Raw genomic sequence first — 15,657 nt, 5'->3', positions numbered from 1 at the left:
CGGAATGGCATGAGTGAGCCTACGCCCCGCCCAGCACGTTCACGCTGAACGCCACCACGCCCAGGTTGAATACGAACGCGATCAGGCAATGGCCGGTCACGGTGCGGCGCATGGTGCGCGACGTGATCGAGACGTCGGAGGTCTGGAACGTCATGCCCAGCGTGAAGGCGAAATAGACGAAATCCCAGTAATCGGGTTCGTCGGTGCCGGGCATGTCGATCCCGCCGCTGTCCCTGCCGCCCGCGTCGGCGGTGTAGAACAGATGCGCGTAATGCAGCGCATAGATGGTGTTGGCAAAGGTCCAGGCGAGCAGCAGCGTCGCGACGACCAGCAGGACGATCCCGCCGCTGGGCGCGCCGCGCTGTCCCAGTTCGACCGCGATCGCCGCCAGCACCACGATCGCGATTCCCGCCGACAGCAACAGCAGCAGCGTGCGGTTCGCGTCGTTGCGCAGCGCCGCGGCACGCATCGCATCGGCCGATGCGCCGAGCAGCGGAAGGCAGGACAGGAGGAAGACGACCGCCCCGGCATCGAACGCCAGCGGCACGCCGCTGCGCCAGCCGAGCGTGGGGATGCTCCACGAACCGGCCGTCATGGCGACCAGTGCAAAGGCGATGAAGCGCGGCGGCGCGACGCGTTGGCCGAGGTTGAGCGACATGCGGGTGCTGTATCGCACTGCCACGTCGTCCGGAAGCGGCCCGGCCCGGCCCAGTGACGGGTCGGGCGCGAAAACCGGTTCAGCTCTTGATCGTGACCATTCCGACCGGCTTGTCCTTGGTCGATGCGTTGGCCGCGATGGTCTTTACCTTGACCGCCTTGGGCTTGCGGAGTTCCTTGTTCGACTTCTGCTGGCTCTTGGCCATGACGTTGTCCTTTGCGGGCGACGCGCCCGATGGCGAGCCTACACCATCCATGCCCCGGCCCTTGCATCGAATCGGCACCCACGCGACAGCGTGTCCGCCCGCCGTTCGAAAAGGTCCGTCCATGTCCGCCGCCCCGTCCTCGCTGCGTGCCTTCCTCGTCGCCGGGGCGGGGATCATGGTCTACACGGTCATGGACGCGCTTATGAAGCAACTGTCGATCGACAGCGGCGCATATAACGCGGTGTTGTGGCGGTCGGTGGTGGGCGCGGCGTTGTGCGGCGTCTGGTTCGTGGCGCGCGGGCGGCGCTGGCCGGCCTGGGGCGTGCTCAAGCTGCATATCGGGCGCGGCGTCGCGGCGGGATCTTCGGTCGTGCTGTTCTTCTGGGGGCTGGCGCGGGTGCCGATGGCGCAGGGGGTGGCGCTGACCTTCCTCGCGCCGCTGATCGCGCTGTATCTGGCGGCGTTGTTCCTGGGTGAGACGATCCGCCGGGCGGCGATCCTGGGGTCGCTGGTCGCCTCGCTCGGCGTGCTGGTGATCGCCGCCGGCGAGGTGCAGGCGGACGCGTCCACGCAGGCCGTCCTCGGCAGCCTCGCCTGCGTCGCGGCGTCGGTCCTGTATGCCGCCAGCCTGATCTTCCTCCGGCGACAGGCGCAGGTCGCCGATCCGCTGGAGGTCGCGCTATTCTCCAGCCTCGTCATCGGCGTGATGCTGCTGCCCGCGGCACCGTGGCTGGGGGCGATGCCGGCACCGTCGCAATATGGCGCACTGCTGGGTGCGGTGTTGCTCAACGTCGCGTCGGTCATGGCGCTCGCCTGGGCCTATGCGCGTGCCGAGGCGCAGGTGCTGGCCCCGGTCGAATATAGCGCGTTCGTGTGGGCGGCGATCACCGGATGGATCGTGTTCGGCGAAACGGTGTCGCCCTATACGGTGGTGGGCGCACTGCTGATCGTCGCGGGGTGCATCGTCGCGGTGCGGCGGCGGGTGCCGGCGGTGCAGAGCGAGGCGGGTGCATGAGCGTCGATACCGGATTGATCGACTGGGTCGAGGAGGCGATGGCGCCGGTCGGGCAGGTCCGCTTTCGCCGGATGATGGGCGGGGCGACGCTGTACCTCGACGGGACCGTCTTCGCGATCGTGCTGGACGATGCGCTGTGGTTCAAATCGGATGCGGTGGCCGATGCGAGATGGGATGCCGCCGGATGCCGGCGCTTCACCTATGATCGCAAGGACGGGACGACCGCGACGATGAACTATCGCCGTGCGCCCGACGAGGTGCTGGACGATGCCGACGCGCTGCGCGAATGGGCGATGCTGGCGGTCGAGGCCGGACGGCGCGCACCGGCGAAGGCCGCCAAAAAGAAACGGGCGGGGAAATCCCCGCCCGCCTGACAGGATCAGCGGCCCGGCACGTCGTAGTCGTGCGGTTCCTCGCCCTTCGCCTTCGCGTCGTTATAGCGTTCGATCGCCTCGGTGGTGATGCGCTTGGCTTCGTCGGCGCCGCCCCACGTCCCAATCCGGACCCACTTCTTCTTTTCGAGGTCCTTATAGTGGGTGAAGAAATGTTCGATCTGTTCGAACACGATCTCCGGCAGATCGGCGCGTTCGCCGACGTTGCTGTAATAGGGGAAGGTCGAATCGACCGGCACGCACACCAGCTTTTCGTCGCCGCCGGCTTCGTCTTCCAGGTTCAGCACCGCGATCGGCCGCGCGCGGACGACGCAGCCGGGGATGAAGGGCGAACGCGACACGACCAGCGCGTCGAGCGGATCGCCATCGGGCGACAGCGTGTGCGGCACAAAGCCGTAATTCGCCGGATAGCGCATCGGCGTGTGCAGAATGCGGTCCACGAACAGCGCGCCCGACGCCTTGTCGAATTCATACTTTACCGGTTCGCCACCGGTCGGAACTTCGATGATGACGTTCAGGCTGTTGGGCGGATCGTCGCCGACCGGCACCATGTCGATGCGCATTGTTATTACTCCCTCGTCTCGCGCAGATGCGCGCAGTGTGGCCCTTTACCCGGTATTCACGCGGGTTGAAGCCGCTTTTCCTTGGAATCGTTGCGGACGCGACCATCCGGTCCCGATGCGGGACCGGATGGGGCGGCCCGTTTACTTCGCGGTCAGCAGCCGGTCGAGGCCGTTTTCGCCGTCGCCGACCTTTTCCAGCCGCGGATAGCGGTGGCCCTGATTATAGGGGATGGCGATCTCGCGCACGCTGTCGTCCATGCGGACGGTCAGGCGGATGGGGTCCTTGGTCCCCTTCGCCGCACCGACCGCATCGCGCAGGCGGTCGGGGGTATAGGCAGTGCCGTTGACCGCGACGATGGTGGTGCCGGTTTCGAACCCGGCCTTGAACGCCGGGCTGCCCCAGATCACCGTGCCGACCTTGCCGTCCTTGTTCGCGGTCAGGCCCAGCGAATAGGGGACCGACACGCCGCCGCCAGTCTTTTCACGACCCTTCAGATAGGGGGTCGGGGTGTCGGTATAGACGATGCGGTAGCCATTGGCGGCAAAACCGTCGATCGGCGCGCGGTCGGTGCGCGCATTCAGCCGCTTGTCGAGGAAACCGGCCCAGTCATAGGGCTGGATGCCGTTCAGCGTCTTGACCACATCGGCCAGCGTGTAGGGCAGCACGCCCCAGTCGCCGTCGCGCACGCCGAAGAAGGCGCGGGCGAAGTCGTCCATCGACTTGGTGCCGCCCGACTGCTTGCGCAGCATCGAGTCGACCTCCATCCACACCAGCAGGCCTTCGTTGTAATAATCCTCCGACCGTTGCCAGCTGACCCAGCCCTTGGGACGGCGTGCGGTGATGACCGGATCGTTGGTGGTGTCGATCAGCGGACGCCACTGGCGACCCTCGCGCGCGTCCAATGCGGCGGCGATGTCGGCATAGGCGTCGAGCGTATCCTGCTTCGACACCAGGCCCGAGCGCGCCTGCAGCACATAGCCCCAGAACTGCGTCTGCCCTTCATAGACCCACAGCATCGAGTTGCGCATCGGCGTGCGGAAATCGGGCGTGAACAGATCCGCGCCGCGACGATATTTGCCGTCCCAGCTATGGGTGAATTCGTGCGGCAGCAGGTTGCGTTCGCCTGGGCCTGCATTCCAGTCGGTGAAATAGCCCGGATCGACGCCGTTCTCGGAACTGCGGTGATGTTCGAGACCGATGCCGCCCATCTTGTCGGTGATCGACAGTAGGAATTCATACTTGTCGTAATGCTGCGCGCCGAACAGCTTCACCGCTTGTTCGACCAGCCGGGTGTGTGCCGCGATCTGTTCGGGCGTGGCGGCCAGTTCGGACGGCTTGTCGGCGACGACGTTCAGCCCGACGCGATCGGTCAGCGGGAAGCGCTTGAAATATTTGCCGGCGAAGACGGGCGAGTCGACCAGCGTCTCATAGCTGGTGCGATCGTAGCGATAGACGCCGTTCTGCACCTTGGATGGCAGGCCCGATGCGGCGGTCCAGCCGGCGGGATAGCGCACCGTCGCCTCGACCGGAATGCGGCGGGTGTAATAGCCGGCGGGATACAGGCTGACCGATTCGAACTGCAGGTTCAGCATTTCCGGGGTGATGACGATGCGGCCCTGATCGCCCTGCGTCGCGGTCAGGAACTGGAACTGGACGTCCAGATTCTTCGCGCCGGCGGGCACGTCGATGTGGAAGGCGAACATGTCGAGCACGTCGCGGGTCCAGGGCAACTCGCGGCCGTTTGCCCGCACGACCAGCCCGGCCAGCTTTTCGATCTCACCGCGGGGGCCATGCTTGCCCGGCAGCCATTTCGGCATCAGCAGCACCATATGGCCGGCGCGCGCGACCGGAATGGTTTCCTTCACACGGAAGATGCCCTGCACGGTATCGGTCGCATCGACGTCAAGCTTGATCGTGCCGGGATAGTCCACGTCGCGTGCCACCGGAACCGTGTCCACGATCGGGGTCGGTTGGGGCAGGGTGTTGCCCGGCGGGTTGATCTGCTGCGCGGCGGCGGGAAGGGCGGTGGTGGTCAGCAACAATGCGGCAAGAACGATACGCAAGGGCAGGGACTTCCATCTTAAAAAGGATATGCTTCACCGGATGCTTACCATCGCGGGTGTAGCGGATTGCCCATGTATCAGCCCAACTCCCTGTCCTTGCAAGCCGAACCCGACCGGCGTCCGCCATCTGCGGTATCGTCGGGCGTGGGACTTGCCGGGCTGGCCGGGTTGCTCGCCTGGGTCGCGGTCGCGTGGCATTATGGGATGGACGGCCCGTATGCGGCGCTGGTCAACGTTGCCGCCTGCGCGCTGCCGATGGTGCTGTGGTCGCTGCTGGTCGACAAGGTGCATCGCAACCCGTCGACCGGCATCGACTGGGACAATGTCCGGCCATGGCGCGAGACGGTCGAGATCAGCCTGACGAAGCTCGCCGGGCTGTGGATCACCTGGGCCGGCATTGCGGCGATCTATGCGATCGGGCGGTTCTATTGGGAGGGCGGGTTCGCCTTTTCGATGTGGGTATTCGGTTGGGCTTCGGTGCCGCTGTTCGTGCTGTCGATCCCGTACATGCTGTGGATCGACCGGCGGCTGGTCGAGCCGAAGGACGGGTGCTGGGCGCTGGGCGCGTGGGCGATGCACCTCGATGAGCCGATCGACAAGGACGCGATCCGGAACCACCTGCGCGGATGGGCGGTGAAGGCGTTCTTCCTCGCCTTCATGCTCGCCATCGTGCCGCCGGGGTTCGGGGAGTTCATCCGGACGCAGCGCTCGGCGGTGCTGACCGGGCCGGTGCCGCTGGCGAACTGGCTCATCACCTTCATGTTCGTGATCGACGTGGCGTTCGCGACCGCCGGCTACATCCTCGCGATGCGGCCGCTCGACAGCCATATCCGCAGCGCCACGCCCTATGCGGCCGGGTGGTCGGCGGCGCTGATCTGCTATCCGCCGTTCATCCTGATGGCCAATGGTGGGCCGCTGGATTATCATCCCGGCACGGCGGACTGGACCTATTGGCTGGCCGATTATCCGGTGCTGTTGTGGATCGTCGGCGTGGTGCTGGTCGGGCTGACCGCGATCTATGCGTGGGCGACGATGGCGTTCGGGTTGCGGTTTTCGAACCTGACGCATCGCGGGATCCTGACCCATGGGCCGTATGCGTTCAGCCGGCATCCGGCCTATCTGTCCAAGAACCTGTTCTGGTGGATTTCGACCATTCCGCTGCTGACGACGGCCGATAGCTGGACGTCGGCGGCGCGCAGTACCGCCATTCTGGCGTGCGTCAGCGGGGTCTATTACTGGCGCGCCCGGACCGAGGAATGGCATCTCGGGCAGGACCCGGCGTACCGGGCGTATAGTGAGTGGATGGCGCGGCGGGGGGTGGTGACGCGCTTCTTTGCCGCTATGATCGCGACGAAGCGGGAGGGCGGGTGATGTTTTCGATGGTTCCGACAATCGTACTGGCGGCGATGGTGCCTGCCCCGGCGAGCTATACGGTGCAGGCGACGGTTTCGCGGGACGGCAAGGTCATCGCCACACCACGGATGTCGGTAACGCCGGGGACGCCCGCGATGATCGCGACCGATTCCTATCAGTTGATGGTGCGGGTTGATCCCGTCCTGGCCGACAAGGTTCGGGTTGAAAGTTCGTTCGTCCCGTCAGGCGACGCAGGGGTGGAGCCGGTTGCGCGGGTGTCGCTCCTCACCACGACCGGCATGGCGCATTATTCGTTCGACGGCCCGTCGGAGAAATTTGCGGTGTCACTGGTCGTTCGGGCAAACTGACGGTCGCGACGCGTTCCCCGAAACCCGGATGGGTTTCGGGGCGGGGCGTCAGAAACTATACTCGCCGTACACGTTCGACAGGTCGCCGCCCCATTCGCCGGCGAACTTGTCGAGCAGTATCTGCGCCGGGACCTTGCCCGACCGCACGACCTCGCGCAGCGGTTCGAGGAAGCCGCTCTCATCCTCACCCGACAGACTGAGGCGACGGCGGGCGCTGAGGCCCCGGCCGGCGATATCGAGTACTTCGCCCGCGACATCGCGCAAGGTGCCGCCACCGGGCAGCGGCGCGTCGAGGCCGAGGGCGGGCACCGTGTCGCGCAGCCGCTGGCGGTCCTCGATCGACCAGCCCTTCACCAGATCCCATGCCGCATCCAATGCGCCCTGATCGTACAGCAGCCCGACCCACAAGGCCGGCAGCGCGCAGATGCGGCCCCACGGTCCGCCATCGGCGCCGCGCATTTCGAGGAAGGTCTTCAGCCGCACTTCGGGGAAGGCGGTCGAGAGATGGTCGGCCCAATCCTCCATCGTCGGCTTCTCGCCCGGCAGGACCGACAGCTCGCCCTTCAGGAAATCGCGGAACGACAGGCCGGCGGCGTCGATATAGCGGCCGTCGCGATAGACGAAGTACATCGGTACATCGAGCGCATAGTCGGCATAGCGTTCGTAGCCGAACCCGTCCTCGAACACGAACGGCAACATGCCGGTGCGCGCCGGATCGGTGTCGGACCAGATGTGCGAGCGATAGGAAAGCTGGCCGTTGGGCAGCCCTTCGGTAAAGGGTGAATTGGCGAACAGCGCGGTCGCCAGCGGCTGCAGCGCCAGGCCGACGCGGAACTTCTGCACCATGTCGGCTTCGCTCGAATAATCGAGGTTCACCTGGATGGTGCAGGTGCGCAGCATCATGTCGAGACCCATGCTGCCGACGCGCGGCATATGGTTCAGCATGATGCCATAGCGCCCCTTGGGCATGATCGGCAGTTCGTCGCGGCGCTTGTCGGGCCACATGCCGAGGCCGAGGAAGCCGAGGCCCAGTTCGTCGCCGACCGCCTTCACCTGATCCAGATGGCGGCCGGTTTCGGCGCAGGTCTGGTGCAGGTTGTCGAGCGGGGCGCCCGACAGTTCGAACTGCCCGGCGGGTTCGAGGCTGACCGATCCGTCCTTGCCGGTCAGCGCGATGACCTTGCCGCCTTCCTCGACCGGGCGCCAGCCGAAGCGTTCGAGGCCGGACAGCAGGTCGCGGATGCCGCCCGGTTCGTCATAGGACGGCGCGGCATGGTCGGCGGTGCGATAGACGAACTTCTCATGCTCGGTGCCGATGCGCCACCGCTCGACGGGCTTTTCGCCCCCGGCGAAATAGGCGATCAGTTGCGAGCGGTCCTCGATGGCCGCTGCGTTGCTGTCCGAAACGGTCTTCGTGCTCATGATCGCGCCCATACGCGCAGGCGACGGGCCGCGCTAGGGGGCTGTGATTGATGCCGGCAAAGCGCGGCTACCAGTCGCCCGCCGCCGCCATCCATAGCGCCGTTGCCGCCGCCGCCGCCGTCTCGGCGCGCAGGATGCGCGGGCCGAGCGCCATGCCGACCGCCTGTGGGTGCGCGCGGACCTGGTGGCGTTCCTCCGGATCGAAGCCGCCCTCCGGCCCGATCAGGATCGCCGCCGGCCCCGGCCGCGCGCGCATCGCGTCGAAGGCGGGCACGCCGCCGGTTTCGTCGGCGAAGAACAGCGCCCGGTCCGCCGGCCAGTCGCGCAGCAGGGCGGGCAGCTTCACCGGTTCGACCAGCGCGGGCAGGGCGGTGCGGCCGCATTGCTCGGCGGCCTCGACCGCATGGGCGCGCAGGCGGTCGAGGTTGAGCCGGTCGACCACCGTCCGCCGGGTAAGCACGGGCACGATCCGGTCGACGCCCAGCTCGCACGCCTTTTCGATCACCCAGTCGATCCGGCCCTTCTTGGTCGGGGCGATGCACAGCCACAGGTCGGGCACCGTCTCGCGCGGGCGAAGCGGGCTGGTGACGGCGAGTATCAGGTCGCGCTTGCGCACCTCGGTCGCGTGGGCCAGCCATTCGCCGGTGAGGTCATCGAACAGGCGGACGCCATCGCCGTCCTTCACCCGCATCACCGACAGCAGATAATGTGCCTGCGCCCCGTCGAGGCGGATGCGCGCGCCGTCGGCGAGCGGTTGCTCGACGAACAGGCGGGGCGACGAATCGGGCGGCCAGGCGGGGGTAGCGGGCATGGGGGGGGGCTATAGCAGGCCGGGCAGTGTTGGGCAGGGCACGCTTACACCACCGTCATCCCGGCGAAGGCCGGGATCCATGGAAACGGGGACGTTGCACCTCTATCGAACCCGTCCGTGTCCATGGATTCCGGCCTTCGCCGGAATGACGACGGCGACGATCACGACGCCAGCTTCATCAGCACCAGCCCGCCGAGCAGCATCGCCGCCGCGACCAGCCGTAGCGGAGTGACCGCCTCGCCCAACAGCGCGATGCCGACGACGAACGCCCCCAGCGCGCCGATGCCGGTCCACACCATGTAGCTGGTGCCGAGCGGCAACTGCTTCATCGCCAGCGACAACAGGCCGAAGCTGGCGAACATCGCGACGAAGGTCGCGAGCGTCGGCCAAGGTTTGGAGAAGCCGTCCGACAGCTTCATATAATAGGCCCAGACGATCTCCAGCAGCCCGGCGATCGTCAGCAGCACCCACGGCATCAGTCGGGCGTCCCGTCGCGTTCGACCCGGTAGGCGGCGTCGAGATAGCGTTCCGCCGCCGCGCGCAGTTCGGGCGTCTTCTCGAACGCTTCGGCGGGTGGCGGTGCGAAGCCGAACGCATCCATCAGCGTCCACAGCGCGAAGCGGCGCGAGGGATCGCGCTCCACGCCGAAGTCCACGCCCATCCGTTCGCGCGCGGCGTCGAGGGTGGCGGCGTCGGCGGCGTCGGGATCGGTCGTGCCGAAATAATGGGCGATCAGCTGGTCGAGGTCCATGGCCTCGCCATAGCGGGCTTCGCGCAAGATGACGAAAGTTTAACGCAACCGGCGCGGGGCGTCCGCCGTATATCCATCCTCGATAATTCAAAATGGAGACTGGCCATGCGGTTCGTTGCTCTGTTCGCCGTTCCCCTCGCGATGGTCGCGGCACAGCCCGCGCTTGCGAAGGGCTGCATTCGTGGTGCGGTCGCGGGTGGCGTCGCCGGGCATATGGTCGGCAAGGGCCATGGCAAGATGGGTGCGGTCGCCGGCTGTATCGCGATGCACCATCATTACGCCAAGCAGGCCAAGGCGCAGGCGGCCGCAGCGAAGCATTGATCGCGTGCGGCTTGCACGGGGCTGACGAACGCCCTGTGCAAGCCGGCCGGACCGTGGCAGCAGGGGCAGCATGTCGTCCCCTGCACCCGCCACCCAAGTCGCCGATACCGAGCATCGCGGGCTCATCGCGATCCTGCCCGCCGCCGCGCGTCCGTTCGCGTTGCTGGCGCGGTTCGATCGCCCGATCGGGTGGTGGCTGCTCTATTGGCCCGGTGCCTGGGCGATGGCGCTGTCGGGCCGGGCGGTCGAGCGGTGGGACATGCTGCTGTGGTTCTTGGCGGGCAGCATCGCGATGCGCGGGGCGGGCTGCGTCTATAACGACATCGTCGACCGCGATCTCGACCGGCAGGTGGCGCGCACCGCCAATCGCCCGCTGGCGAGCGGGGCGGTGTCGGTCAGGGCGGCTTGGGGCTGGCTGGTGTTCCTCAGCCTGATCGGCTTCGTCGTCCTGTTGCAACTGAACTTCACCGCCGCGCTGGTCGCGCTGGCCAGCCTCGTGCTGGTCGCCGCCTATCCGTTCATGAAGCGGATCACCTGGTGGCCGCAGGCGTGGCTGGGCATGGTGTTCTCCTGGGCCGCGCCGGTCGCATGGGCGCAGATGGCGGTGGCGGACTGGACGCCGCTCGCGTTCCTGTACGCCGGCGCGATCGCGTGGGTGATCGGGTACGACACCATCTATGCGTGCCAGGACATCGAGGATGACGCGATGGTCGGGGTGCGGTCGTCGGCGCGGGCGATGGGCGCGCGGGTGCGGCCGGGGGTGATGCTGCTGTACGTCGTCGCCATCGCCTGCTGGGCCGGCGCGGTGTGGCGGGTGTTCCCGACGCCGCTGGCGCTCCTCGCGCTGCTGCCCGCCGCGCTGCATCTGCTGTGGCAGGTCGCGACGCTCCGGCCCGGGGACGGCGCGAACACGCTGCGGCGGTTCCGGTCGAACCGCGATGCCGGGCTGCTGCTGTTCCTTGGCCTGTTGACCGTGGGGCAGGCGGCATGAGCGTTGCCGTGGCTCCCGAGGCTTCCCATCTGGCCCCCATGATCGATCCGCAGACCGCCACCGACCGCGCCCAATCCGCCATCGCCCGCGCCCGTGCCTGTGGCGCCGATGCCGCCGATGCGATCCTCGTCGCCGATACCGCGCTGTCGGTGTCGGTGCGGCTGGGACAGCTGGAGGATGTCGGCCGGTCGGAAGGCGCGGAGCTGGGCCTGCGCGTGTTCGTCGGGCAGCGATCGGCCAGCGTCTCGACGTCCGACCTGTCCGAAGCGGGCCTCGCCGCGCTGGCCGAGCGGGTGGTGGCGATGGCGAGCGCCGCGCCGGAGGATCGCTGGGCGGGGTTGGCGCCGGCCGAACGGCTGCTGCATGGCGCGCCGCCGCTGCTCGACCTGGACGATGGGGGCGAGGTGCCGCCGCAGACGCTGCGTGAGGCGGCGATGGCGGTCGAGGATGCCGCGCGGTCGGTCGCGGGGGTCAGCAATTCGGAGGGCGGATCGGCCGGCTACAGCCGCGCCATCGTCGCGCTGGCCACCAGCCACGGCTTCGCGCAGGGCTATGCGGTCACCAGCCACGGCATTTCGGCCAGCGTGCTGGCGGGTGAGGGCGCGGCGATGCAGCGTGACCATGCCCATCATTCCGCGCGCCACCGCACGATGCTGGAGGCGCCGGAGATCGTCGGACGGCGCGCGGGCGAACGCGCGGTCGCGCGGCTGAACCCGGTCAAGATCGATGGCGGCGCCCTGCCGGTCGTGTTCGATCCCCGGGTCGGCGGCAGCCTGATCGGCCATGTGCTGGGGGCGATTTCCGGACCGTCGATCGCGCGTGGCACCAGCTTCCTCCGCGACTATCTGGGCCATGCCATCCTGCCTGAAGGGCTGTCGATCATCGACGATCCGCACCGCCCGCATGGGCTGCGCGCGCGGCCGTTCGATGGCGAGGGGCTGCCGGTGTCGCCGATGGCGCTGGTCGAGCGCGGCGTGCTGCAAACGTGGCTGCTCGACAGCGCGTCGGCGCGGCAGCTGGGGCTGGAGCCGACCGGCCATGCCTCGCGGGGCCTTAGCGGTTCGCCCGGCGTGACTACCGGCAACGTCCATCTGGCCGGCGGCAGCGGCAGTATCGCGTCGCTGATCGGCGACATCGAACGCGGCGTGCTGCTCACCGAACTGATCGGGCAGGGCGTGAACGGCGTCACCGGCGATTACAGCCGGGGGGCGTCGGGCTTCCTGATCGAGCAGGGCGAGATCACGCGGCCGGTGTCGGGCATCACCATCGCCGGCAACCTGCGCCCGATGCTGTTGTCGATGCGCGCGGCGGGCGATCTGGAGCATCGGCAGGGGGTCAATGTGCCGACCATCCGGGTCGATGGCATGACGGTGGCGGGTGGCTGACGCCGCGCTGCTCGAACAGGTAACCGCCATCGCCGGCGAGGCGGCGGCGCTGGCGCTGGCGAGCTGGCGCGGGGATTTCCAGACATGGGAGAAGGCGCCGGGCAATCCGGTGTGCGAGATCGACCTTTCGGTCGACCGGCTGCTGCGCGATCGGCTGAGCGCGTTGCTGCCCGAGGCGGGGTGGTTGTCGGAGGAGACCGCCGACGATGCGATCCGGCTGGCGCGGCGGCAGGTGTGGATCGTCGACCCGATCGACGGCACGCGCGACTATATTCGCGGGCGTGACGGCTGGGCGGTGTCGGTCGCGCTGATCGAAGATGGGCAGCCGGTGCTGGGGGTGCTCGACGCGCCGGTGCGGCGGCAGCGCTGGACGGCGGCGGCGGGGCAGGGCGCGCGGATGAACGGCGCGCGGCTGGCGGTCAGCCCGCGCGTCGATTTCGCCGGGAGCCGGACGCCGGTGGACGCGCTGCCCAAGGCGGATCGCGACCTGCTGATGGTCGCCAAGCCGAATTCGATCGCGCTGCGCATGGCGATGGTGGCGGCGGGCGAGGCCGATTTCCTTGCGACGCTGCGCTGGGGCAATGAATGGGACGTCGCGGCCAGTATCCTGATCGCGCGCGAGGCGGGGGCGACGGTGACCGACGCGATCGGGCGCAAGCTGCGCTTCAACCAGCCGCGCCCGCAGTTCTTCGGCGTGATGGCGGCGGCTCCCGGCATCCACGGCGCGGCGGTGGAGCGGCTGCGCGACCGGGCGATCGCGGCGCTGGGGAAGCGGTAGATGTTTCGGCGGCTGCTGGGCATGGTCCACCGGGGGATTCCACCGATCCCCAAGCCGGATTTGTCGGCACTGTCCGAGATTGGCGATGGCCCCGATCGAGCTTGGCAGCGTTTAAACCTCTGGTGGCAAGCGACCGGCAGCGATGTAACGATCGGCATCAACTCCTCCGTCGCGGTTGCGGCGCTCGCAGAACGATACGATGCGACCCTGCCAGCCGACTTCCAAGCTTATCTGTTGCACGGCTGCCCTGTAGCCGAAGAGACGATGGATCACGAACTGGGTACCTGGTGGCCTTTGGAGCGGATCCGTAACCTGCTGGACGAAGACGGGTGTGGTTCGGACCCCGAATTGCCCGGTGAAGGCGCGCGTTACCTGTTGTTCGCGGACCATCTGATGTGGTGCTGGGCCTGGGCGATCAGCTGTGAACCCGGTGCGACCTACGGCCATGTAGTTCGTGTCAGCGATACGATCGGGACTGTGGCGGTGAGCTTCACCGATTTCGTTGAACGCTACACGACCGATTGGCAGTCGATCGGCTGACCCGCCGGATCACCCGCCATTCATCGGCGTTGTGCCAGCACGATGACGATGACGACGACCCTGCCGGATAGAAGCCGCATCGGCGCGATGGCCGTGACGATCGCGCTGCATGTGCTCCTCGGCTGGGTGTTGATCGTCGGGTTGGGGGTGGATGTCGCGCGGACGGCGCAGAGCGCGCTGGCGACGTTCGACATATTGCCGCCGCCGCCCGATGCGCCGCCCCCGCCGCCGGTGCCGCAGGTCGTGCGCCAAGGCCGGCCCGAGGGCCGCGCCGCGCCGCCCAATATCCGGTCGAAGGCAACTGAGATCGTCGCGACGCCGCCAGTCGTGCCGCTGCCTGTCCCGCCGCCGGTCGTCACCGCGCCAGTCGCGGGGCCGGGCAACGATGCGTCGTCGGGCGCGACCGACAGGGTCGGGCCGGGCACCGGCGCGGGCGGGATCGGCGATGGTCTGGGCAGCGGCGGCGAGGGGGACGGCGATGGGAGCGGCGGGGGCGACACGCCGCCCCGGCAGATCGGCGGATCGTTGCAGGGTGCGCGATTGCCGCCCGAGCTGGAGGAGAACGGCTTCGAGGGAACGGTCGAGGTCGATTATGTCGTCGAGCCGGACGGCCGCGCGACCGACTGTCGCATCCGGCGGTCGAGCGGCAATCGCGCGATCGACATCGCGACCTGCGTCCAGATCGAACGCGCCTTCCGCTTCCGTCCGTCACGGGACGGGCGGGGGCGGGCGGTGCCCTCGGTCGTCGTGTCGCGGTACGACTGGGACGTGGAGCGGGGTCGGTATCGGGACTAGGACCGATCGACATTTACCGGTTTATCGTCGCCCCGGACCTGTTCCGGGGTCCATGGTGCAGCGATCGATGCGCATTGAGGCTCGATCGGCGGCGCTTGCGGTTGGGTGGCCCCCGGAACAAGTCCGGGGTGACGAAGCGATTGTACGTCGCTCAGCGATCACCCGCCGACCGGCTGAATGTCGATCAATGCCGGGGCGTTCCCCTGCCGGAATCGCAGCTAGGATCAGGACCTATTAAATGGTTGCGTGATTGGCGGCGGATTGATTCACTGTCGGCGGAGGTGCCGGGATGAATGACCTGCTGTTGCTGTCCAAGGCGCAGATGCGCCGGATCGAGCCGNATCGACATTCAGCGCTGAATGTCGATCAATGCCGGGGCGTTCCCCTGCCGGAATCGCAGCTAGGATCAGGACCTATTAAATGGTTGCGTGATTGGCGGCGGATTGATTCACTGTCGGCGGAGGTGCCGGGATGAATGACCTGCTGTTGCTGTCCAAGGCGCAGATGCGCCGGATCGAGCCGTGTTTTCCGTTATCGCATGGCGTGCCGCGGGTGGATGACCGGCGGGTGCTGAGCGGCATCCTGTTCGTGATCCGCAACGGTCTGCGATGGCGCGATGCGCCTGCGGCTTACGGGCCGCACAAGACGATCTACAATCGCTTCATCCGCTGGAGCAGGCTGGGCGTGTTCAACCGGATCTTCGCCGAACTGGCGGCAGGTAGCGATACGTCGGACCAGTTGATGATCGATGCGACGCATATCAAGGCGCATCGTACCGCCGCCAGCCTGCTCAAAAAGGGGCTCTATCCCGATGTATCGGCCGCAGTCGTGGCGGCCTGACCACCAAGCTTCATGCCGTATGCGACGGTAGCGGCCGCCCAATCCGTCTGGTTCTGACCAAAGGACAGACCAGCGACTACAAGGGCGCGGCGATGCTCGTCGATACGCTGCCGCCCGCCAAGGCGATGCTGGCCGACAGAGGATATGACGCCGCCTGGTTCCGCAAGGCACTCGCCGACCGGGGCATCACCCCCTGCATCCCCTCGAAAATCAACCGCAAGGTCGCCATCTCGCACGACCCGTCACTCCATCGCCAGCGCCACCGCATCGAAAACATGTTTGGCCGCCTCAAGGACTGGCGGCGTATTCACACCCGATACGATCGATGCGCACACACCTTCCTGTCCGCCATCGCATTCGCCGCCACCTTCATCTTCTGGCTCAATCAATGAGTCCTGAGCCTAG

Annotated in this window: 19 protein-coding genes; 11 read left to right on the top strand and 8 right to left on the bottom strand. The window is 67.5% G+C overall.

Features of this window, described 5'->3' with window-relative positions; all coding sequences use genetic code 11:
• Positions 1–19: 19 nt before the first annotated feature.
• Both ASE83_RS10590 and ASE83_RS18515 read right to left on the bottom strand, forming a co-directional pair.
• Complete coding sequence (locus ASE83_RS10590; RefSeq protein WP_055789387.1) at positions 20–658, bottom strand: DUF1345 domain-containing protein; 639 nt, start codon at positions 656–658, stop codon at positions 20–22.
• A 79-nt stretch (positions 659–737) separates the two neighbouring features.
• Positions 738–914: a hypothetical protein gene (locus tag ASE83_RS18515; protein WP_156353033.1), complete on the bottom strand. Its 177-nt coding sequence runs from the start codon at positions 912–914 to the stop codon at positions 738–740.
• 70 nt (positions 915–984) lie between these two features.
• On the opposite strand from ASE83_RS18515, the gene ASE83_RS10585 reads away from it, so the two are divergent.
• Together ASE83_RS10585 and ASE83_RS10580 are read left to right on the top strand one after the other, a co-directional pair.
• Positions 985–1,878, top strand: coding sequence for a DMT family transporter (locus ASE83_RS10585; protein WP_055789384.1), 894 nt, complete (start codon positions 985–987; stop codon positions 1,876–1,878).
• Positions 1,875–2,252: a TfoX/Sxy family protein gene (locus ASE83_RS10580; protein ID WP_055789382.1), complete on the top strand. Its 378-nt coding sequence runs from the start codon at positions 1,875–1,877 to the stop codon at positions 2,250–2,252. The genes ASE83_RS10585 and ASE83_RS10580 overlap by 4 nt, the downstream gene beginning before the upstream one ends.
• Before the next feature lie 5 nt (positions 2,253–2,257).
• Here ASE83_RS10580 and ppa read toward each other — a convergent pair whose 3' ends face one another.
• Together ppa and ASE83_RS10570 are read right to left on the bottom strand one after the other, a co-directional pair.
• Positions 2,258–2,833 (bottom strand): inorganic diphosphatase, encoded by a 576-nt coding sequence (ppa, locus tag ASE83_RS10575; RefSeq protein WP_055789377.1) that lies wholly within the window; start codon positions 2,831–2,833, stop codon positions 2,258–2,260.
• A gap of 141 nt (positions 2,834–2,974) precedes the next feature.
• Positions 2,975–4,897 carry a M61 family metallopeptidase gene (locus tag ASE83_RS10570; RefSeq protein WP_443024313.1) on the bottom strand — a complete coding sequence of 641 codons (1,923 nt, stop codon included), beginning with the start codon at positions 4,895–4,897 and terminating at the stop codon, positions 2,975–2,977.
• Between the two features lie 72 nt (positions 4,898–4,969).
• Here ASE83_RS10570 and ASE83_RS10565 point away from each other — a divergent pair, with 72 nt between their 5' ends.
• The gene (locus ASE83_RS10565) at positions 4,970–6,268 is read left to right on the top strand and encodes a methyltransferase family protein (RefSeq protein ID WP_156353031.1); all 1,299 of its coding nucleotides are present in this window, start codon (positions 4,970–4,972) and stop codon (positions 6,266–6,268) included.
• Entirely contained in the window at positions 6,268–6,618 is a 351-nt protein-coding gene (locus ASE83_RS10560; protein ID WP_055789373.1) for a hypothetical protein, read from the top strand. The genes ASE83_RS10565 and ASE83_RS10560 overlap by 1 nt, the downstream gene beginning before the upstream one ends.
• Positions 6,619–6,666: 48 nt before the next feature.
• On the opposite strand, the gene ASE83_RS10555 is transcribed toward ASE83_RS10560, so the two are convergent.
• From ASE83_RS10555 to ASE83_RS10540, 4 genes are all read right to left on the bottom strand, one after another.
• Positions 6,667–8,040 carry a glutamate--cysteine ligase gene (locus ASE83_RS10555; RefSeq protein WP_055790199.1) on the bottom strand — a complete coding sequence of 458 codons (1,374 nt, stop codon included), beginning with the start codon at positions 8,038–8,040 and terminating at the stop codon, positions 6,667–6,669.
• Between the two features lie 67 nt (positions 8,041–8,107).
• The gene (locus ASE83_RS10550) at positions 8,108–8,851 is read right to left on the bottom strand and encodes a 16S rRNA (uracil(1498)-N(3))-methyltransferase (protein ID WP_055789371.1); all 744 of its coding nucleotides are present in this window, start codon (positions 8,849–8,851) and stop codon (positions 8,108–8,110) included.
• A gap of 161 nt (positions 8,852–9,012) precedes the next feature.
• Positions 9,013–9,327 (bottom strand): DMT family transporter, encoded by a 315-nt coding sequence (locus ASE83_RS10545; protein ID WP_055789369.1) that lies wholly within the window; start codon positions 9,325–9,327, stop codon positions 9,013–9,015.
• On the bottom strand, positions 9,327–9,629 hold the full coding sequence (locus ASE83_RS10540; protein ID WP_235513218.1) for a hypothetical protein: 303 nt from the start codon (positions 9,627–9,629) through the stop codon (positions 9,327–9,329). Before ASE83_RS10540 ends, ASE83_RS10545 begins: the two co-directional genes overlap by 1 nt.
• Before the next feature lie 78 nt (positions 9,630–9,707).
• On the opposite strand from ASE83_RS10540, the gene ASE83_RS10535 reads away from it, so the two are divergent.
• From ASE83_RS10535 to ASE83_RS18185, 7 genes are all read left to right on the top strand, one after another.
• Positions 9,708–9,923, top strand: a complete 216-nt coding sequence (locus ASE83_RS10535) for a hypothetical protein (RefSeq protein WP_055789366.1) — start codon at positions 9,708–9,710, stop codon at positions 9,921–9,923.
• Positions 9,924–9,993: 70 nt separating this feature from the next.
• Entirely contained in the window at positions 9,994–10,914 is a 921-nt protein-coding gene (gene ubiA / locus ASE83_RS10530) for a 4-hydroxybenzoate octaprenyltransferase (protein WP_055789363.1), read from the top strand.
• Positions 10,915–10,952: 38 nt separating this feature from the next.
• Positions 10,953–12,299, top strand: coding sequence for a TldD/PmbA family protein (locus ASE83_RS10525; RefSeq protein WP_055789359.1), 1,347 nt, complete (start codon positions 10,953–10,955; stop codon positions 12,297–12,299).
• Positions 12,292–13,077 carry a 3'(2'),5'-bisphosphate nucleotidase CysQ gene (locus ASE83_RS10520; RefSeq protein WP_055789356.1) on the top strand — a complete coding sequence of 262 codons (786 nt, stop codon included), beginning with the start codon at positions 12,292–12,294 and terminating at the stop codon, positions 13,075–13,077. The genes ASE83_RS10525 and ASE83_RS10520 overlap by 8 nt, the downstream gene beginning before the upstream one ends.
• The gene (locus ASE83_RS10515) at positions 13,078–13,617 is read left to right on the top strand and encodes an SMI1/KNR4 family protein (protein ID WP_055789353.1); all 540 of its coding nucleotides are present in this window, start codon (positions 13,078–13,080) and stop codon (positions 13,615–13,617) included. It abuts the gene before it with no gap.
• Between the two features lie 48 nt (positions 13,618–13,665).
• Entirely contained in the window at positions 13,666–14,412 is a 747-nt protein-coding gene (locus ASE83_RS10510) for a TonB family protein (RefSeq protein ID WP_082443314.1), read from the top strand.
• Positions 14,413–14,883: 471 nt separating this feature from the next.
• A protein-coding gene (locus tag ASE83_RS18185; protein ID WP_156353025.1) for an IS5 family transposase occupies positions 14,884–15,644 on the top strand; the annotation gives its coding sequence in 2 pieces (ribosomal slippage) (positions 14,884–15,223 and positions 15,223–15,644; 762 coding nt in all).
• Positions 15,645–15,657: the final 13 nt, after the last annotated feature.

Origin of the sequence: Sphingomonas sp. Leaf32, from assembly GCF_001421765.1 — a bacterium.
Lineage (GTDB): Bacteria > Pseudomonadota > Alphaproteobacteria > Sphingomonadales > Sphingomonadaceae > Sphingomonas.
This window is presented reverse-complemented; position numbering and strand designations above follow the sequence as displayed.